The sequence below is a fragment of the Syntrophales bacterium genome, from assembly GCA_023229765.1.
Lineage (GTDB): Bacteria > Desulfobacterota > Syntrophia > Syntrophales > UBA5619 > DYTH01.
This window is the reverse complement of record JALNYO010000034.1, coordinates 1-18,817: the sequence shown is the minus strand read 5'-3', so window position 1 is coordinate 18,817 and position 18,817 is coordinate 1. Positions and strand designations below refer to the sequence as shown.

The 18,817-nt window shown below is 51.2% G+C and carries 17 protein-coding genes and 1 pseudogene; 7 read left to right on the top strand and 11 right to left on the bottom strand.

Annotation, left to right across the window (positions count from 1 at the left end):
• Positions 1-6 precede the first annotated feature (6 nt).
• On the bottom strand, positions 7-1,128 hold the full coding sequence (locus tag M0P74_14385; GenBank protein MCK9364771.1) for a Coenzyme F420 hydrogenase/dehydrogenase, beta subunit C-terminal domain: 1,122 nt from the start codon (positions 1,126-1,128) through the stop codon (positions 7-9).
• 288 nt (positions 1,129-1,416) lie between these two features.
• The gene (gene dctP, locus M0P74_14380) at positions 1,417-2,541 is read right to left on the bottom strand and encodes a TRAP transporter substrate-binding protein DctP (protein MCK9364770.1); all 1,125 of its coding nucleotides are present in this window, start codon (positions 2,539-2,541) and stop codon (positions 1,417-1,419) included.
• A gap of 306 nt (positions 2,542-2,847) precedes the next feature.
• Between dctP and metK the strand changes: the two genes are divergently transcribed.
• On the top strand, positions 2,848-4,029 hold the full coding sequence (gene metK, locus M0P74_14375; protein ID MCK9364769.1) for a methionine adenosyltransferase: 1,182 nt from the start codon (positions 2,848-2,850) through the stop codon (positions 4,027-4,029).
• 30 nt (positions 4,030-4,059) lie between these two features.
• On the opposite strand, the gene M0P74_14370 is transcribed toward metK, so the two are convergent.
• The 8 genes from M0P74_14370 to M0P74_14335 form a co-directional block, all read right to left on the bottom strand.
• A complete protein-coding gene (locus tag M0P74_14370; GenBank protein MCK9364768.1) occupies positions 4,060-4,500 on the bottom strand; it encodes a 4Fe-4S binding protein in 441 nt (146 codons plus the stop codon).
• The gene (locus M0P74_14365) at positions 4,497-4,808 is read right to left on the bottom strand and encodes a hypothetical protein (protein MCK9364767.1); all 312 of its coding nucleotides are present in this window, start codon (positions 4,806-4,808) and stop codon (positions 4,497-4,499) included. Before M0P74_14365 ends, M0P74_14370 begins: the two co-directional genes overlap by 4 nt.
• Positions 4,809-4,978: 170 nt before the next feature.
• Positions 4,979-5,761, bottom strand: coding sequence for an enoyl-CoA hydratase-related protein (locus M0P74_14360; GenBank protein MCK9364766.1), 783 nt, complete (start codon positions 5,759-5,761; stop codon positions 4,979-4,981).
• Positions 5,762-5,856: 95 nt separating this feature from the next.
• The gene (locus tag M0P74_14355; GenBank protein ID MCK9364765.1) at positions 5,857-6,477 is read right to left on the bottom strand and encodes an indolepyruvate oxidoreductase subunit beta; all 621 of its coding nucleotides are present in this window, start codon (positions 6,475-6,477) and stop codon (positions 5,857-5,859) included.
• A gap of 3 nt (positions 6,478-6,480) precedes the next feature.
• Positions 6,481-8,418, bottom strand: coding sequence for a thiamine pyrophosphate-dependent enzyme (locus M0P74_14350; GenBank protein ID MCK9364764.1), 1,938 nt, complete (start codon positions 8,416-8,418; stop codon positions 6,481-6,483).
• Entirely contained in the window at positions 8,402-9,562 is a 1,161-nt protein-coding gene (locus tag M0P74_14345; GenBank protein ID MCK9364763.1) for a Coenzyme F420 hydrogenase/dehydrogenase, beta subunit C-terminal domain, read from the bottom strand. The genes M0P74_14350 and M0P74_14345 overlap by 17 nt, the downstream gene beginning before the upstream one ends.
• Positions 9,563-9,925: 363 nt before the next feature.
• Positions 9,926-10,951: a C-terminal binding protein gene (locus M0P74_14340; protein MCK9364762.1), complete on the bottom strand. Its 1,026-nt coding sequence runs from the start codon at positions 10,949-10,951 to the stop codon at positions 9,926-9,928.
• Between the two features lie 517 nt (positions 10,952-11,468).
• Positions 11,469-12,263: an alpha/beta hydrolase gene (locus M0P74_14335; GenBank protein MCK9364761.1), complete on the bottom strand. Its 795-nt coding sequence runs from the start codon at positions 12,261-12,263 to the stop codon at positions 11,469-11,471.
• Positions 12,264-12,529: 266 nt separating this feature from the next.
• On the opposite strand from M0P74_14335, the pseudogene M0P74_14330 reads away from it, so the two are divergent.
• The 5 genes and pseudogenes from M0P74_14330 (at position 12,530) to M0P74_14310 (ending at position 17,007) form a co-directional block, all read left to right on the top strand.
• Positions 12,530-12,628 (top strand): annotated as a pseudogene (locus M0P74_14330) (TetR/AcrR family transcriptional regulator).
• A 265-nt stretch (positions 12,629-12,893) separates the two neighbouring features.
• Positions 12,894-13,907 (top strand): amidohydrolase, encoded by a 1,014-nt coding sequence (locus M0P74_14325; GenBank protein ID MCK9364760.1) that lies wholly within the window; start codon positions 12,894-12,896, stop codon positions 13,905-13,907.
• Between the two features lie 112 nt (positions 13,908-14,019).
• On the top strand, positions 14,020-14,994 hold the full coding sequence (locus tag M0P74_14320; protein MCK9364759.1) for a tripartite tricarboxylate transporter substrate binding protein: 975 nt from the start codon (positions 14,020-14,022) through the stop codon (positions 14,992-14,994).
• A gap of 40 nt (positions 14,995-15,034) precedes the next feature.
• A complete protein-coding gene (locus M0P74_14315; GenBank protein MCK9364758.1) occupies positions 15,035-15,502 on the top strand; it encodes a tripartite tricarboxylate transporter TctB family protein in 468 nt (155 codons plus the stop codon).
• Positions 15,503-15,516: 14 nt separating this feature from the next.
• The gene (locus M0P74_14310) at positions 15,517-17,007 is read left to right on the top strand and encodes a tripartite tricarboxylate transporter permease (protein ID MCK9364757.1); all 1,491 of its coding nucleotides are present in this window, start codon (positions 15,517-15,519) and stop codon (positions 17,005-17,007) included.
• 87 nt (positions 17,008-17,094) lie between these two features.
• On the opposite strand, the gene M0P74_14305 is transcribed toward M0P74_14310, so the two are convergent.
• Positions 17,095-17,898: an IS110 family transposase gene (locus M0P74_14305; GenBank protein ID MCK9364756.1), complete on the bottom strand. Its 804-nt coding sequence runs from the start codon at positions 17,896-17,898 to the stop codon at positions 17,095-17,097.
• Between the two features lie 277 nt (positions 17,899-18,175).
• Here M0P74_14305 and M0P74_14300 point away from each other — a divergent pair, with 277 nt between their 5' ends.
• Positions 18,176-18,415 carry a hypothetical protein gene (locus M0P74_14300; protein MCK9364755.1) on the top strand — a complete coding sequence of 80 codons (240 nt, stop codon included), beginning with the start codon at positions 18,176-18,178 and terminating at the stop codon, positions 18,413-18,415.
• Positions 18,416-18,817 lie beyond the last annotated feature (402 nt).

Genomic DNA, 18,817 nt, shown 5'->3' with positions numbered 1-18,817 from the left:
CGCATGTCAGCCTTCCAGCAAACTGTCGGCGAACCCTTCCGCAAGACCGGAGATATAAAGAAGATCATGACGGTCGCCGCTTTTTTCGGCAAGCTTTTTGAAGGCCGCCTTTTTCCGGTTGAGCGCCGCCGTCGTCAGTTGCGACAATCTCCACTCCGGAAGGGACTGGATTTCGACAAGTCCTGCGTCCCTCGCCCGCGCCACAAGCCCGGCGCCCTTTTCAGTGCGAATGACAATGGTGTTCCATCCCGGAAACTTGGAACCGGCGGAACCAACCGAGATATCGGAAAATTCCGCTGTCATGTCCCAGCAGTACTGACAAGCGGGATTGATGGCGGCTCTGATCTCGTCAAGCGCAACGGATTTCCTCCCCTCCTGCGTATATACGTCGAAACTTGTGTGAGGACTGTGGGGAATGTCGAATTTAACGATTTGCGCCGGGTTGCAGATTTCCTTGAGAAGGGGGCGAAAATAATCTGAACGGAGCGACCATCCGCAAAAGAGCCCCACGGTTAATTGAATGCGGGCGGGATTTCCGCCATTTACCGGCAAACTCGCCTTCATTTTGGCCAGCGCTTCGACCTGGCAGCCAACCCCGACTGCCGCAAGCCTGTCGACGTTATCGGCGGGAATCTTTCTGAATGCCTCGATGGCAAATCCCGCCTCGTAGCTCGATCCGGCGCATTGCAGCAATTCGTCGCGCGAGCGCGCGATAAAGCCGTGCGGCACCTTCTCTTCATCCATTCTTGTGCACACCACGGCATCGATCATTCCCTCCGCAAGGGCGAAGGCCAGAAGCGCCGTCACGCATCCTCCGTCCTGCGCCTTGTTGCTGGTCCGGTTATCGGCCGACCGCGCCATCGCTATCGTCAACGCATGACCAGTCTCGGCGATGCTGAAAGGAACCCCGAAAACCTTGTCGCTGACTGCGTTCATGTCGGTGCTGGTGCGGGGACAGTGTCTGTAGCAATCGCCTTCTTCGATTGTGCACCGATCCAGGACAACAACCCTCCCCTCGCACACAACGATATAGGGACAACCGGTAACGCACGCGCCGCATCCCGTGCAAAGACCCGCATCAATTACATCTTCAAGAAGATTCTTCGATCCTCCTTTCGCACTGGACATCCCTCAACCCCCTTCTGCAATTATCCTGATCAATGCCGAACTGATCGCGGCAAAGAAATAAATATCATACGGGAAATAGTAACAAAGATTTGTCCTGAAAAAAAGCCCCGTTGAGACTGCGCGGGGCTTTTTTTCTCTACTGAGCCAATTGCAAAACTCCCAACGCTGTCATTCCCGCGACGCTTCTGGGCGGGAATCCAGTTTTTAACTATTTGAAATCATGGATGCCCGACAAAAGCATTCGGGCATGACACGGAGTTTTGCAATTGCCTCTACTGAATGCTAATCTTACAACTTCTGCGCATGCATGAAAGTGTCGAAACCGGCCTCGGCGAACCGGAACCACATGTTCGAGTCCGACCGGAACTTGCTGTAGTCTTCGTAAACCTTCTTCCAGCGAGGATTCTTGGCGGAAAGCTCGCTATAGAGTGCCATCGACTCCTTGAATGCGGCATCCATGATATCCTTCGAGAAACGGTGCAGCTTGGCGCCTCCGGCCACCAATTGCTTCAAGGCCACCGGATTCTTGACGTCGTATATGGACTGCATCTTCACGTGCGAACGCGCCGCGGCCGCCTCGACCATCGCCTTGTACTCCGCCGGAAGCGCCTCGAATGCCTTCGCATTCACATAAAGATCAGTCGCCGCGCCGCCTTCCCACCAGCCGGGATAGTAATAATTCGGCGCCACCTTGTAAAAACCGAGTTTCAGGTCGTCATACGGCCCGACGAACTCGACGGCGTCGATGGTGCCCTTTTCCAGAGATGTGTAAATCTCGCCTGCCGGCATGCTCACAGTCACCATCCCCAGCCGCTGCATAACGGTGCCGGCGATTCCGGCGGTTCTCATCTTCAACCCTTTTAAATCCTTTAACGATTTAACTTCCTTGCGATACCATCCGCCCATCTGCGCCCCGGTATTGCCCATCGGGAAGTTGATGATATTGTAGCCTTTGTAGAATTCGCGCATCAGATTCAGGCCATTTCCCTCGTGCATCCAGGCGGTCATCTGGCGGGAGTTCAGGCCAAAGGGAATCGCGGTGCCGATCGCAAAGGTCTCATCCTTGCCGAAAAAATAGTAAGGCGCTGTGTGGCAGCACTCCACCGTCCCGTTCTGCACGCCGTCAACCACGCCAAATGCGGGAAGCAGCTCCCCGGCCTGATGGGCGGTTATCGTAAACTTCCCGCCGGACATCTCTCCGACAATCTTGGCAAACTCCTCGGACGGGCTGAAGAGGGCGTCCAGCGACTTCGGAAAGCTGGACGCAAGGCGCCAGCGAATTGTTGTCTGCGCATGAGCAAACGGCGCCCCCACCCCTATGCCTGCGGCGATTCCCGCTCCTGCGGCGATTCCCGCCCCTGCCTTCTTTAAAAACGAACGTCTTCCCTGAACAATCTTCTTTTCTTGCTCCATTTCTGCTCCTCCTCAATTTATGTTTGATGGTCGATTTGTTATGCCGTGGCTCACTTACCACAGCAAAAGAATGCGCGCATTGTATGTCCCGGTTGTGGAAAGTCAAGCAAAAATTTTCTTTTTTTGAACGTCTCTGATATTTTCCTTGACTTTTTATTTTTCGTGACGTATTCACCGCGCCGGAAGCGGGAATTTATGTCAATTGCTCCGCTATATAAATGTGCTAAAGTGCATGTGAATTATAACCCGCGCTCTGGCGCGGGTTTTTTCGTTTTGGGAAAACTAAACTTATAAAAGGAGACAAAAATGCAGATCACATCGGAAAGCATCAAGATTGGACATCCGGATATCGTTGCGGATACGATCGCCGCGCACGTCATCGCCACCATCCTTGACCAGGAGAAAAAGCTCGGGATGGACATCAACAATATGCCCCACTGCGGCATCGAGGTCTTCCTCGGCAAAGGGCTTTGCGTCGTCGGCGGGGAGGTCAGCACCAGGGCCTGGATTGACCTTGACAAGATTGTTCGGGAAACCGTTCTCAGCATCGGATACAACGATATCGCCGTCGGCCTGAACGGCAACTCCATTGGCGTTCTGAACGCCATTATTCCTCAGTCCCCGGACATCAACATGGGCACCCGCGCCGATTCAGGTAAATACAAGGAGATCGGGGCGGGCGATCAGGGAATCATGTACGGATTTGCCTGTGACGAAACGCCGGAGCTGCTCCCGCTTCCTTATGTCCTTGCCACAAAAATGATGAGAGCCTTTGAAGACTGCGGCGATCCCATCTTTGCCCCGGACGGCAAGGGGCAGGTCTCGGTAGAATATAACGACAAAACAGGCAAGCCCGTTCGCCTGGCTAAGGTGCTCATGTCAAATGCCATTGACTATCGCTTTGTGAAAGGCAAAAGAGAACTGGTGGAAAAAAAGGCCCGCAAGCTCGCCTTTGACGTCCTGAAAGGTTACGTGGATAAGAATACTGAATTCATGTTCAATCCCACCGGCGAATGGCAGGCGATAAACTCCTGCAGCGCGGCAGACTCCGGGATAACCGGCAGGAAGCTTGTCGTCCAGGCGTATGGCGGATATCCGGGCGCCCAGCTCGGAGGCGGCGCGGTTGTCAATAAAACGCCGGAAAAAGTGGACTGCTCGGCCGCCTTCGGCGCCCGTCATGTCGCCAAAAACATCGTCGCCGCGGGGCTTGCCACAAAATGCTCCGTCCAGCTCTCCTATGCCATCGGCGTCGCCCAGCCTTTTTCCGTTTACATCGACAGCTTCGGGACGGCTAAAACAGGCGACCGAAAGCTTGAGGAATTAGTGGCCAAGCTGTTTGACCTCACCCCGGCAGGGATGATCGGGCGTTTTGATCTTCTCAACAGCGAAACCTACCGCCGGATCCCGAAGACGCTCTTCATGGATAACTATCCGTGGGAGAAAGCCGACATGGTAAAGAAACTGCAGAAGGAAGCCCGCGGGAAATAGCCAGCACAGGCGAAAAGGCACTGAAAAGCTTCAGCAGGCGACGTCCAGGTTAATGCAGTGGGCAAGACAAACGTTGTCGGCGCACGCCGACAGCAAGCCTTTTTCTATGCGGTGGTGACAGAGGTTGCACTTCAGCGCAACTCCGGATGTTTCGTCATAGGCGATGGCGTTGTAAGGGCAAACCGCGACGCAGGAGCAGCAGCCGGTGCATTTGTCCTGGTACAGAATAACGATGCCGTCTTCCCGCTTCCCGATCGCCGTCTCCGGGCAGGCGGCAACGCAAGGCGGCTCTTCACAATGGCGGCAACGGTTCACCCGGAAGACGAAGTGCCACTCGCCGTTGACCTGTCTCGGCCCGTCTTCCGATATGCGGAGAAGCTTTACACCGTCGGGAACCTGATTCTCCTGCTTGCAGGCCACCTCGCAGGTCTTGCATCCCCAGCACTTCTCCTCGGTAATTTCCAGGTTCATCGGCCTTTCCTTTCGTCCTCGGGATAGATCCGGCAGAGCAGGCTGCGGATATGGTTTGCCCCCATGGCCGGGTCGCAGCTTGCGAAGGCATCGTCGGTCAGGATATTGACGTTGGACTCTTCCCAGCCGTGCCACGGGTCACTTTTTTCCGGAAACCACCAGGCATGCTGGGCGGCGATTACATCGGGGGCAATCCCGTAAGTAAGCTTGGCGGCCCGCTGCCGGATCTTGCCCCGGAGCGACTCGATGATGACCCAGTCGCCATCGCTGATTCCCTCTTTTGCCGCCGCGTCCGGATGGATCTCCACCGCTGGTAGTCGGCTTCATACCATAATTATCGAGAAAACGCCCATCAATCATTCACACCGGATCCGCGACAAATCTGCATGCCATATGGCAGGCAGACATTAGATTGATCGAAGCTTATGAAGCATCCACAGAAAACGCGATTCAATACTTTTTCAAGGCACTGAAATAGTTATTTATTCTTAAATCCAGGTTTTCTTTTTTCTAAAAAGGCCTTCATGCCTTCTTTCTGGTCATAAGTGGAAAAGCAGCGGGCAAAATAGGACTCATCCAAATCCAGGCCGGCTGACAGGCTCAAATCGGCGCCCGTATTAAAGCATTTCTTGATATAAGCCAAGGTCACTCCGCTCTTGCTAATCAATTTATTCGCCAAGGCTTTCGCTTCATTCATAAGTTTATCCTGAGGAACAACGTTATTAATAAAACCGATTTTAAGGGCGGTTTCAGCATCAATTATGTCCCCGGTGTAGACTATTTCTTTAGCTTTGGTCATGCCGATTAACCTTGTAAGCCTTTGTATAGATCCGCCGCCAGGAACAATTCCCAGGTTTATTTCCAATTGCCCGAATTTGGCATTTTCAGAGGCAATTCTTAGATCACAGCAAAGGGCTACTTCATTTCCACCTCCAAAGGCATAACCGTTAATGGCAGCGATAACCGGTTTATTGATATTATAAATTTTATCTAAAGCCATTCTTCCATTTACAATAAAATTTTCTATGGTTACGCTATCTTGATCGGACATTTCCAGAATATCAGCACCAGCGATGAAGGCTTTATCCCCGCTGCCGGTTAGGATAATGACCCTTACCTCCGGGTCTTTCTCAATGTGGACGAACATTTGGTATAGCTCAGAAAGAACCTCGCTATTAAGAGCATTTAGACATTCAGGACGATTGACGGTAACTACTGCGATCCCATTTTCTTTAGTCAAGAGAAGATACTTGTAATCCAAAATTCACCCTCCTGTAATTTATTTGTCAATTTTATCTCTATGCGCCAGTAATCACGCCTATGCCTGGAGCAGGAGCAGCGGGCTGGTTGCCAACGCTATTTCTTCATCATCGCCACCCCCAGGTCGAAGGCCTTGAGGTTGTCGTCCATCTTCTCCGCGGGGAGGATGCGTGAGAGGATCTCCTTGAAGTCGTCGCGGCCGACAGGGAGGTCATCCACGGTCGACAAGGCGCCGATCATGATGATATTCCCCAGTATCGAATTGCCTAATTTGACCGCCTCATCGGTAGCGTCGATAAACCAGACGCGGCTCGACAGCTTTTTCAGCGTCTCCCTGATTTCATCGAACGTCGGATAGGAGAGGTTTCCGGCTATGACGCCTGCGGGATAGATGGCGCGGGTGTTCGTGAGCACCTTCACCGCGGGATTGCCGTATCCGGCCAACACTCGTATCGCTTCGATCGGTTCAAGCGTTACCACCACGTCGGCCTTCCCTTTTGGCATCTGGGGGCTCCAGCTCGACAGGGAGGATACCCTGATATGGCTCATGACCGAGCCCCCCCGCTGCGAGGCGCCGAAGGTTTCTCCGATAGTGATGTTGTACCCTTTATGCACCAGAATATTTGACAACATACGGGAGGCCATGACGTTCCCCTGGCCGCCTACACCGGCGATTATGATATTGTAAGGATCCTTGAATAATCGTTTCACAGTCATTGCCTATGCCGCCTCCTCCCGTTTGATTGCGCCCTGCGGGCATATATCGGCACAGACGCCGCACCCTGTACAGATGACTTCATCAATCTCCGCCTTCTGCTTCGCCTCGTTCCAGATGAGGCCGGGACATCCGAATATTCGGGTGCAGAAGCGCCCGCAGCCGCATTTCTCTCCCCAACAGAGGTCTTGATCAACATAAACAGTATAATCTTTTTTGTGTTTCCTCTGGGGACTGAGGGCGCAGGCCTTACGCATGATCAGTACCTTGACGCCGCTTGCATCCTCAATCAGTTCATTCAATGTTTCCCGGGTATTCTCCAGTTCAAAGGGATCTCTGATCTCGACCCGTGCACCAATAGCCTCGCATATCCTGGCGATATCGATCGGGGGGACCGCCTCGCCGAGAACGTTGCAGTCCAGGCCCGGGTGGGGTTGGAAGCCAGTCATCGCCGTACCGTTGTTGTCCAACACTACCAAGGTTAGATTGGACCTATTATGGACAGCATTGACAAGAGCGGGAATCACTGAATGATAGAAGGTCGAGTCCCCGCATACCGCCAGGATGGGCTGGTTCATTCCAAATTGTCCCAGTTTCCCGAATCCGCTGGCGATACCTGTCCCGGAACCCATGGAGTGCAGTGTTTTGATGGAGCGAAATCCCGTGGCACCGATGCCCATGGAATAGCACCCGATGTCCCCGCAGACAAAGCCTTTTCGGCCGTCCATCTCAAGGGCGTTATGAATGCTGAAGAAAGAAGCCCGGTGCGGACAACCGGGACAGAAGACCTGCTCCCGCACCGGCGCGCTGGAAACGACGGAACTCTGCGCCGCCCGCGTGTATTCGTCCGGGACGGAGTTATAGTCGATTCCCATGACGGTCTTCAGTGCCGCGATGACCAGATCGGGATTCAGCTCTTCCGTCATTGGAATGGTCCCATCGTTCTTTCCGTAGAAAGTTTTTATCCCGATCTCGGCTGCCTTTTCGGCGGCCAGGATCTTCAAATTTTCCTCAAGAAAGGGGAGTACCTCTTCCACCACCATTACCCGATCCGTCCGCGAGAGGTGCTTTGCCATCAGCCTCGGCGGCAGGGGCCAGGTCGTCCCTATCTTCAGAAGACCGACACGATCCTCCACGCCGAGAACGGCGATCGCCTCCTTGCTGTAGAGATAGCAGGCGCTGCTCGTGACGAGCAGGAGATCCGGGTTTTCGGCACCCTCATAGGTATTGAAGGGACTGTCCTCGAATATCTCTTGCGCTTTTTTGATCTTTTCCTGCTGCTGCTGATGTTTCCAAGCTACGGGGACGCTGATGACTATTCCAGCGTCGGGATCGAGGATGAGACCGTCGAACTTGAATTCGGCTATCCTTTTTTTATCGGTGAGTTTGCCGAAGGTTATATTCCCGCTGGCGTGGGACATACGGGTCACACTCCTGACGACTACGATCTGTTTGAGTTCTTCCGAAAGTTCGAAGGCCCACCTGGTCATGTCCTTCGCCTCCTGAAACGTGCCCGGTTCCAGAAGCGGGATCTCCATAAGCCGCGCGAAGTATCGGGATTCACCTTCGTTGACGCTGGAGAGAGCGCCCGGATCGTCGCAGGCAACCAAGACAAATCCCCCCCTGGTTCCTGAACCAGCAAGATGGAGCAGAAAATCGGATGCCACATTTACGCCGTTCTGTTTCATGGCGCACAATGACCGCAGCTTGGAGAAGGACGCCGCCGCCGCCACCTCGAGGGCCACCTTCTCGTTGACAGACCACTCGACGTAAAGATTGCGCTCCCGGGCTACCGTGGAGAGGCTTTCGATGATCTCCGATGAGGGAGTTCCCGGATACCCGCTGGCAACATTGACGCCCGCCTCCAGGGCGCCCCGGACGATTGCTTCGTTTCCCATAACCAGGTATGAAGCGCCTTCTTTCGTATCAGTCAGATAAGACATCGCACCCTCCCGTAGCTTGTGCAGCCAGCCGTTCAAGGACTTGGGGATTCATCCTCATGTAGGCTTTCACGTCACCCTTCGTATTGATCATACCTTCACTTTGTGCCTTGGCGAGGCCGCGCCGCTTCTTGTTCCCAGCCGCCCAGGTCAGGTGCTCAAGGTTTTCCTCCGGTATCTCCGCAAGGATTAGATATCCCTCCTTTTCGGCCTCCTCGACGACCTTTCTCCCCCGCTCCGTTCTGACAAGCAAGGTGTTCATATCGGGTCTGCCTTCCATTACCCCCACGGAGAGATCGGAAAACTCGGAAGTCATATCAATGCAGTAGGAGCAGCCGTTGGGAACGAGCTTGCGGATTTCGTTCAATGGTATCTCCAGTTTATTCCCGTTATTCACGAAAACCTCCATAATCTCAGAGGGAGGGGGGGGGATATCAATCTTTCTAATCCGGCTGATCTCGGTTTGCTCAGCGAGGAATGGTTCAAAGAGCCGGTAATCTATTGCCCATGTACAGAACAGCCCGACAACGAGCCCGAAGGAATCAACAAAGTTTTCGATATTAAAGGGATTCGAACGCATCAGAGCCGTAGCCAGCACCTGGCAAGGAGTCCCAACGAGGCCGATATTTTTGTATCCATTCCTCAGCGCCTGGTTGACCATCGAGAGGGTTGGCGCCGCTGTATATTTTGAGGTGCTGCAGGCAAGTGCATCCTCTGGAGCAGTGACAAAACGGGGAACAGGCAGAAGTCCCTTCCTCTCTGTCAGGACCGCTCCGTCAATATATCCTTTTTCAAGGGCGAAATAGATGAGGGCCGATACAGTCCCGCCCGCCTGCGAGGCTATACCTTTCAGCCGGTCACCAGCATACGCCGCGGTGATCGTTTGATAGGGGCCGAGAGGACTTCCGTCATACGGTTTGCCGAAGAATCGCTGGGAAAGTCCGTCGAAATCAACACCTATCTTGGGGCAGTAGGCAAAACATTTCCCCTCATCAATAGCGCAGGTAAAGAGCGCCGTTGTTTTGCCCCTGTATGATCTGAAATAAGGACACAGATTCATACAAGCTCCGCACCCCGTGCAGAGATGTGCTTCGAGGACATATTTTTGAAGTTCCTCCGGTCCCCTTTTGAGCACTTTCTTCTCCATACGATTCGACCTCCCCCGGTTTTTTACAATAATACCAGATACTGGGTGCACACGAAGACTTAATTGCGTCAGTTAACGACAGTATATTTTAGCTTCCAGAAGGATGCGGTTTGTCCCCATAAAAACATACAATATCTGATTTGTCATGCACAGAGGGGCAACAGTTTCGTACTGGGAGTTCGGCATATTTTCCAATCGTTTATTTCATTAAATATTGTAACTACTCAGGTAGCCCCACCATGGAGCCACAATTGACTGATGAGTAGCTTAAAAAACGCCTTGACAGGCGACCGATGCCGATTTCTTGCCAGTATAATCGCTGTTAACCAAGACACCCCCCTTTGTCAATACATTTCTATAAGATCAATCCTTTACCCCCCAGCGGGCCATCCATTTGTTTTTCACCTCCGTATTGACCGTGTAAACGGGAAATTCACCCCGGAGGGCCTGGACCACCTGCGTCATCGGTCTTCGATACAGGTCCGCCTCTGAAGTCAGGGAATACCAAGCGCTATGTCCGGTCAAAATCACATTCCCCATACCCAAGAGCGGATTATCCTGAGCGATTGGCTCATCGGTCGTAACATCTATGCCGGCGCCGGCAATGAGATTTTTCTGCAGAGCCCGGATCAAGGCCGGCTGGTCCATGCATCCCCCCCGCGCAGTGTTGATAAAGTAAGCGGTGGGCTTCATCTTCCCGAATTGTTCGTAGCCGAACATGTTTTTAGTCTCGACGTTCAGAGGGGTATGAATGCTGATAAAATCAGACTTCTTAAGCAGGGTGTCGAAATCCACAGGCGTAACTCCCCTACTTTCCATGACCGGACCGAGCACATAGGGATCATGGGCAATAACGCGCATTCCCAATCCCCTGGCCTTCATTGCCGTCACTGTCCCGATCTTGCCGAAACCCACAATGCCCACCGTTTGCTCCCTCATCCTGAACATGGGCCGCGCAATTTCATCGAGGGCCTTTTTGTCCACCGTAAAGACCACACGCCGTTCCCTGACTGCCCGGTCAATCTGAAGCAACTTGTGCCCAAGGGACAGGATCATTCCTATTGCGAGCCCGGAAACTTCGTCCAGGCAGTAGTCGGGAACATTGGTCACAGCTATCCCCTGCTCGGTTGCCGCTTCCAGATCAGTTTTGTCATAACCAATGCCGATGCCGGCGATGACCCTGCACTTAGGCAGGGCGCCCATCAGGCGACGATTAAAGGGCTGGACGGAAACCACGCCAATCAGCGCATCCGCGTCCCGGCATTGAGCGACGATCTCCTCTTCCTGCATCCACACCCCGTTGATTAAGGTCGCACCTAACGGAAAACCCAGTTCATCCCCGAAATCCTCCCCCGGCACATTGAATACATTAACAACCTTGAATCCCATAACCTTGCTCCTTATGAATAAATATTCATCCCGTCTTGAAATGGGTGCCTTGTTGCGGCTGAACTTAGTATTATTACTCCGGCAACAATATATGTCAAAGTCGTCATTCCGGCGAAAGCCGGAATCCAGAATTAATTTGACTGGATACCGGATCAGGTCCGGCATGACAGTTTATCTGTTTGATTGCCGGAGTAATAATTACAAATTAACATAAGCAATTTATCTCGGATGCAATGCGTAATTCCATTCCCCATGAAATTCTTCCCTTTGGAGGGCTAATGTTTTTGTTTCCTGATCCGTGATTTTAATTCCTTTTGCGTATTCATTGACGTCAACTGCTGTTTGGATTTTCAGCCCCTTTTTTGTTTTCGTCGCCCCAATCCCGGATGGCCACTTGAAATTGTTACCCATAAATTTGTCGCACACCCTGGACAAACTGCCGGCTTGCCAAAATCCTGCTCATCCTGTAAATCCTGCCAGAAAACGACCTGAGCAGTTACTAAATATTTTGGTAGAATTAATGATTATCATAGGATAGAAATCCAATGACCTCTTCTAAAAATAATTCTGGGGCGGTTTCCATAGCTGCGTGCCCCTGTCTATGCATCGTTGCAATTCTGCTGTTAGGAACAGATATTTTTAGAGCTTCGATCGCATCCTTAAAGGATGAAGGACTGTCACCACCCAGAAGAAGCAGCGTATGTGTCTCCATGTGGGAAAACCTTTGAGGGGCAAGAACATAAGCTTTTGCACATGCCTCTTCACGGGGAATAGTGTGAGCTGTGGCTACCCTAAAAGACCAATTGGGGAGTAATCTCAGGATATCTATTTCTTTTTGCGGGATTCTGACGATCTCTTGCAAAAAAAGCAGCAAGGCTTCTTCACGTTTTCCAACATGCAGACATGCCTTCATTCTGCTTATAATACTGGCAGAAATATTCTTTTTTAGATCAATAGGTATTGGAGGTTCATATAAAATCAGCTTCCGAATGTTGGACGTTCTGAGGGAAGCCTCCAAAGAACATATCGCACCATAGGAATGTCCCAGTAAGTTCACTGGAGCCGGAATTGAATCTACAACGGCAACCACATCTTCGTATTCGCGCTCTATGGCATAGGCCCTGACATCACCGCTCTGCCCGCGGCCTCTGCGATCTACAGCGTAAACTGTGAAATATTTTTTCAGAGCAGGAAGGAGCGATTTCCAACGAGAATGATCAGCGGCTGCGCCGTGTACCAGTACTAACGGAGGCCCTTCACCGCGACGCTCATAGGCGATTTGTGTGCCATCTTTCGACGTTACATATTCCATATCGGGTCTGATATCCAAGATGGAACCATATGTCAAGCCAACTTTTTCCGAAAAATTAAGTTACTCACGGGGCGCATTGTTTATACTCACCACCACCAAAAGCGGCGTATAAAAAATTTTCTTGACAAAGTTTTTTTATAGTGATAGCCGATCAACCATCTATCGGATATACTAACCGTTCAGTATAAAAAACGAGAAAATCAATGCCCTCAAAAAACGTTGGCAATGGGAGTACGCAAGAAAAAATTCTTCAGGAGTCGATGAGATTATTTTTAGAAAAGGGCTATCATGGCACTTCTATCGATGATATCACTCGAGCCGCGGGATTAACTAAAGGAGCTCTTTATTGGCATTTCAAAAACAAGGAAGAACTTCTTAAAAGGATTGTAGAAGAATTCGAAAAGCGTTTCTTGAATAATCTGATTCTTGCTGTCGGGGAAGTGAAGGGGGGTGTGCTTGACAAGTTTGAAAAGTATATTCGTTTTAATTCAGCGTTTGCTTACTACAATCGAGAACTTTGTGTTTCATTCGAAACATTGGCAGCAGAACTCGTTGGCGCCCATGACAGAATAGAACCTGAATTTAGGCGAATTTATCAATTCAATCTTAACTCAGAAGGAGGGAAAACAGATGAAAAAGCTATATCCGCTCAAGATCGACGCATATGCTCACATCGTACCACCCAAGTACAAGGAGCTTCTCGGGAAAATAGCTCCCGATGAGGTTGCCTATAAGATTGATCCCATTACCACTCTTTACGACCTGGATTACAGATTCCGGATAATGGACAAGTACGAAGGGTTGGTGCAGGTATTGACCATGGCCTGGCCGTCCGTTGAAGAGGTTGCGGACTCGCAGAGAGCCATAGACCTGGCAAAGGCTGCGAATGATTCGATGGCTGAACTGGTTCTCAAATACCCCGATAGGTTCGTCGCTGCCATTGCCTCTCTGCCCATGAACGATATGGACGCCGCCCTGAAAGAGGCGGACAGGGCAATAAACGACCTTCGGTTCAGGGGCATCCAGATTTATACCCCAATCAAGGATAAACCTCTCGACTCTCCGGAATTCATGCCCCTTTACGAAAAAATGTCGCAGTACAACCTGCCGATCGTGATCCACCCGATGAGGGCCCCTGACTACCCGGATTACAGGACTGAAACCGCATCAAAGTACAAGGTGTTCAGCACCTTCGGGTGGCCCTATGAGACGACTGTAGCCATGACCCGGATCGTCTTCAGCGGCATACTGGAAAAATACCCCAACCTGAAGCTTTTGACCCATCACGGCGGTGGCATGGTTCCTTTTTTTGCAGAAAGAATCAAGCAGTTCTTTGACATTGGAGAGATGCGCAGAGGGGAAAAGTACGTCCACGGGCTTACGAAGGCCCCTATCGACTATTACAAGATGTTCTACGCTGACACGGCGCTCTATGGCAACACCTCGGCGTTGATGTGCGCTCACACCTTCTTTGGTCCGGACCGCATACTCTTCGGCATCGATATGCCTCTTGGCGATACGGAGCTTGGTAACCGGAATTACCGGCAAACCATAAACGCCATAGAAGAGATGGACATCAGTGACGAGGACAGGCAGAAAATATATGTAGACAACGCCAGGATACTTTACCGTTTGCCGATCTGAGACAAGACTTTAGCTCAGATGATACAGGAGGGCGGATCGGCATAGTTGTTCTTGACACTTCATTGACCGGCTACCAAAAGTTTACTGACTACATTAAAAAGGAGGCAGTACAATGAGAAGTAAAATATGCGCATTGATAGTTGTAATTATTTCAATCCTCTTCTTTTCGACGCAACCTGCAGCAGCCCAGTCATATCCGACCCGCCCGCTGGAGATCGTCTCCCCCTACACACCGGGTAGTTCTTTCGACATTGTGGCGAGAGTGATTGCAGAGACAGGATCAAAATATTTCGGCCAGCCTATGGTGGTGGTCAACAAGCCAGGTGCAGGCGGCAGCCTTGCCGCCGGCGATGTAATCAGCTCCAGGCCTGACGGCTACAAAGTCCTCGAATCGGCACAAGTCTTTTTTGCAACCACTATCAAGACTCAAAAGGTACCATTTGATGCAGATGACGTGGTCCCTCTGGCCAACTTCGTCGAAATGAGGCTCGGCATGGCGGTGAAAGGGGACTCTCCATACAAAACCTTTGACGATCTGATCAACTATGCGAAGAAGAACCCCGGCCAGTTGAAATGGTCCCATACCGGCCGGGGCATCACCCTTCATATGAGCGCCATGCTCATCTTTAAAAGAGCAGGAGTAACGACCATCGACGTACCCTACAAGGGCACGCCCGAGGCCCTTGCAGCCCTTCTGGGCGGTCATGTGGACGCGGGCAGCCTTGTCCTCGGTGCCGTGTCGGACCAGGTAAAGGCCGGTAAAGTTAGGTTCCTCATGTTCTATACGGATAAGAGATTCAAAGACTACCCTAACGTCCCCACGGCGCTGGAACTGGGCTATCCTGACGCAGTGCTGCCTACCTACATCGGCCTCTATGTCCACAAAAATACACCGGAGAATATCAAAAAGAAGTTGGCCGATGTCTGCAAGAAGATTTACGATGACCCGGAGTTCAAGAAAGGTATTGAAAGGCTCGGTGAAGAACCAAAATTCGGTGGGCCTGAATTTATCAAGGCCGCTATAAAGAAACAGGAGGAGATAGGGATACCTATCTTAAAAGAAATAGGCCTGTACGTGGGCAAGTGAGGCAGATGATGGACTCTTCGGAAATTCTGAGGCGCCGCCTATGACTGTGCGTGACATAACAAGCGGTATTTTCTGGCTCCTTGTCTCGATCTTCGTCTGCCTCGAAGCTATTCGGCTCGACATCGGCACGCTCCACGTTCCGGGTCCGGGCTTCGTCGTGCTCCTCGCCGGGGCAGTTCTCGCTCTATTCTCAATCCTTCTTATTCTCGGAACATTTTTGAAGCGAAAAAGAAGTCTGCCCGCCGCCGAAACAGAAGGCGTGAAGAATGGGCGGGGCTGGATCAAGGTCGTTCTGGTCCTATGCGCGATTTTTGCCTATCTCGCAATTCTGCCGAAGATAGGCTTCTTCATTGCGACCTTCGGTCTCATGACGTTCATGTACCGCATGCTCGGACGAGCAAATCTCTGGCTTCAAAGCATCGTCGGTTTTGTAACGGTGGCACTGGCCTACCTCGTTTTCTCCATCTGGTTACATATCCCCGTACCGAAGGGAATATTCGGCTTTTGAGAAAGGTTGAGTGAATGGATACGATCCATAGTCTGATGTACGGGTTTTCTATAGGGCTTCAGCCTGAGAATCTTCTCTTCTGCTTCATCGGAGTATTGATCGGAACCCTGGTGGGAGTACTTCCGGGTATCGGGCCGATAGGCGCCATATCGCTTCTCCTGCCTGTCACCTTCCGGATGAGCCCGTTGTCGGCCATCATCATGCTCGCCGGTATCTATTACGGCGCCATGTACGGGGGGTCGACCACTTCCATCCTGGTGAGAATACCCGGTGAAGCGGCTTCCGTCGTCACCTGTCTTGATGGGTACCAGATGGCAAAGAAAGGGCGTGCCGGCGCTGCCCTGGGCATAGCTGCTTTCGGCTCCTTCATCGCGGGAACGCTTGGGCTCGTGGGGCTTATGCTTTTTGCCGAACCTCTGGCACGGTTTGCACTGAAGTTCGGGCCGCCCGAGTATTTTGCAGTGCTCTTTCTCGGTCTTACCCTTGTGACATTCCTCTCCGGCGGCTCTGTAATAAAGGCGATCATGATGGGTGCCTTCGGGTTCATACTAAGTTGCGTGGGCCTCGATTCAATTCAGGCATCTCCCAGGATGACCTTCAACGTTCTCTATCTCTGGGACGGCATCGATCTGGTCTCTTTGGCCGTGGGCCTCTTCGGCATCTCCGAGGTGCTGATAAACATAGAGGGGAGCGCCAAGCCCGAACTTCTTGAGATGAAGATGAAGCTGGGGAGCTTCTTCCCCACGCTTGCCGACTGGATAAAGGCGAAGGGGGCTATTCTGAGGGGTTCCGTGCTCGGATTTTTCCTCGGTGTCCTGCCGGGCGGAGGGGGCGTTGTCGCCTCCTTTCTCTCCTACGGGATAGAAAAACGGCTGTCGAAAGAACCGGAACAGTTTGGAAAGGGCGCCATCGAAGGAGTTGCGGGCCCGGAATCGGCCAATAATGCGGCCACTGCCGGCGCCTTTGTCCCGCTCTTGACCCTTGGAATCCCCGCGAATGCAGTGATGGCGCTCCTTTACGGCGCCCTGGTGCTTCACGGAATACGACCCGGCCCTTTCCTCATTCCACAGCATCCCGACCTTTTCTGGGGTGTCATCAGCAGCATGTATATCGGCAACGTTATGCTCCTGGTGCTCAACCTTCCCCTCATACCCATGTGGGTGCAGATACTGAAGATCCCGTACCGTATATTTTTCCCGTTGATCCTGCTCTTCTGCCTCATGGGCTCTTACAGCGTTAACAACCGGACCTTCGACATGTTTCTCATGACGTTATTCGGGATTATCGGCTATCTCTTCAGGAAATTCGAGTACGAGAGTGCGCCCCTGCTCCTCGCCTTTGTACTCGGCCCCATGGTGGAGGCGAACCTCCGCCAGTCTCTCCTGATTTCAAAGGGGAGTTTTCTCATCTTCTTTACCAGGCCCATCGCCGCCGTCACGCTCACACTGGCTTTGATACTTCTCGCCACATCTTTTGTTCCCTATTTGAAAGGAAAAAATAGGTGATGAATGATGCGTTTAGTGGACATCAAGGTTGATGTACAATACAAAGAGAGAGACGACTGATACGCCAAACTCAAGATATCGTTCTTGTCAAGCGGCAACTGGTTTAAAGTTTGGATCATACTTTTTCCCGGATTTCAGGACTCCGAAGATAACATGAACCAGTTTCCGCATAATCGTGCAGACAATCACTTTCCCGTTTTTACCTTTATCTTTTAGGCGGTTATAAAAGGCAATCATCACAGGATTGCACTGAATCGACACCAATGCCGGCATGTAAAGAGCTTTCCCGAGCCGTGCATGTCCGATTTTGCATAATCTGGGTTTGCCTTTAACAGATGACTCTGAGAGCGTTTCCTTCGGTGCGAGCCCGATGAACGCCACCAGTTCACTAACATGGTTGAACTTTTCCAGATCATCTAATTCAGCCAGGATGTGAGGAATAGTTACTTTCCCAATAGCCGGAATAGAATCCAGCAGATCCTTTTTCCGTTTAAGATTTTGATCTTTCCCTATAAGATCAGCAATTTGCTTTCTGATCTTTTCGATCTCTTGATCCAAATAAGCGATATGTTCTTTGATCAAAAGAGAGACCGATTCATGTGCGGTGCTGATCCGATTTTTCTCCTGGCTTCGCATGTCGATCAGGCTATCAACCCGCCTGACTAAAGCTCTCAGGGATCGGATCTCCGGTGAAGGCGGAATCCATGCGCCTGGTTTCATCGCCAGACAGAATCGGGCAATCAAGGCGGCATCAAGTTTATCTGTCTTGGTGCGGAGCAGTTCGCTCTGAGCAAATCCTTTGATCCTGGCGGGGTTGACAATGCTGACCCTGTGGCCCGCATCATGAAGATGGATCGCCAGCTCCTCTCCATAGTTGCCCGTGGCTTCCAAGCAGGCATGGACTTCTTGAACCCCCCTGTTTCTCAAGCCAGAGCCTCAACATCTCAAAACCTTCTGCCGAATTCTTGCAGGCCTTATGTTTTGTCTTCCCATCTGAAAGAAGTGCGGCATCCAACTTCTGTTTCGCGATGTCTATCCCAAGAACCGATACTGACATAGAAATACCCTCCTTCTAAAATATATCACCCTCGATAAAAAAGCTTCGTTCTAAGCGCTGGTCTCTCTCACAATCATAGTCATGGCTTTAACTACGGCGTTTCGAACTTGGATGGACAAACAAGAAAAACTTGATAAGCAGGGACAAGAAACCGGCATTCGAAAATTCCGAGACAGGATTCGCCAGGAAAACGGCAATAAGTTCATTGTGTTCGAAGGAGGATATTACGCCATCTTCGACGCTTACGAAATCCCCATTCTTTGCGGCCGCAGGGTTCTCATGCCCAGAGGTGTGCCGGAAATAATCGAGAAAAAAGACATCTTGAAAAAATACGGCATCCTGCTGGAATAGTTTCCGCAGTCTAAGCTAATCGAATCATCTCCCCCGCCTTACTTTATGAATTTCCACATCCGCCTGTGGTTGTCCGCATTATTTCAAGAAAAAATCTGTTCGACATGCATAAACAGCTACTCCATTGCCGCATCTTACAAATCCCGTACAGCACTTATGTCGTTGATCAATTTTTATGAGCTTCCAGGGCTACCGGGCAAGCTTTAAAGGCAGTTCTGTTCAAGAATGCAAATTTACGTGGTGGGCTATATCAAATATCCAGTTGTCTAAATTTGTTCTTGACAAAGTTTTTTTATAGTGATAGCCGATCAACCATCTATCGGATATACTAACCGTTCAGTATAAAAAACGAGAAAATCAATGCCCTCAAAAAACGTTGGCAATGGGAGTACGCAAGAAAAA

Excerpts from the sequence above, each read along its gene's own strand:
- M0P74_14385 (MCK9364771.1), bottom strand. The coding sequence starts at position 1,128 with ATGTCCAGTGCGAAAGGAGGATCGAAGAATCTTCTTGAAGATGTAATT.
- dctP (MCK9364770.1), bottom strand. The coding sequence starts at position 2,541 with ATGGAGCAAGAAAAGAAGATTGTTCAGGGAAGACGTTCGTTTTTAAAG.
- metK (MCK9364769.1), top strand. The coding sequence starts at position 2,848 with ATGCAGATCACATCGGAAAGCATCAAGATTGGACATCCGGATATCGTT.
- M0P74_14370 (MCK9364768.1), bottom strand. The coding sequence starts at position 4,500 with ATGAACCTGGAAATTACCGAGGAGAAGTGCTGGGGATGCAAGACCTGC.
- M0P74_14355 (MCK9364765.1), bottom strand. The coding sequence starts at position 6,477 with ATGACTGTGAAACGATTATTCAAGGATCCTTACAATATCATAATCGCC.
- M0P74_14350 (MCK9364764.1), bottom strand. The coding sequence starts at position 8,418 with ATGTCTTATCTGACTGATACGAAAGAAGGCGCTTCATACCTGGTTATG.
- M0P74_14345 (MCK9364763.1), bottom strand. The coding sequence starts at position 9,562 with ATGGAGAAGAAAGTGCTCAAAAGGGGACCGGAGGAACTTCAAAAATAT.
- M0P74_14340 (MCK9364762.1), bottom strand. The coding sequence starts at position 10,951 with ATGGGATTCAAGGTTGTTAATGTATTCAATGTGCCGGGGGAGGATTTC.
- M0P74_14335 (MCK9364761.1), bottom strand. The coding sequence starts at position 12,263 with ATGGAATATGTAACGTCGAAAGATGGCACACAAATCGCCTATGAGCGT.
- M0P74_14325 (MCK9364760.1), top strand. The coding sequence starts at position 12,894 with ATGAAAAAGCTATATCCGCTCAAGATCGACGCATATGCTCACATCGTA.
- M0P74_14320 (MCK9364759.1), top strand. The coding sequence starts at position 14,020 with ATGAGAAGTAAAATATGCGCATTGATAGTTGTAATTATTTCAATCCTC.
- M0P74_14315 (MCK9364758.1), top strand. The coding sequence starts at position 15,035 with ATGACTGTGCGTGACATAACAAGCGGTATTTTCTGGCTCCTTGTCTCG.
- M0P74_14310 (MCK9364757.1), top strand. The coding sequence starts at position 15,517 with ATGGATACGATCCATAGTCTGATGTACGGGTTTTCTATAGGGCTTCAG.
- M0P74_14300 (MCK9364755.1), top strand. The coding sequence starts at position 18,176 with ATGGACAAACAAGAAAAACTTGATAAGCAGGGACAAGAAACCGGCATT.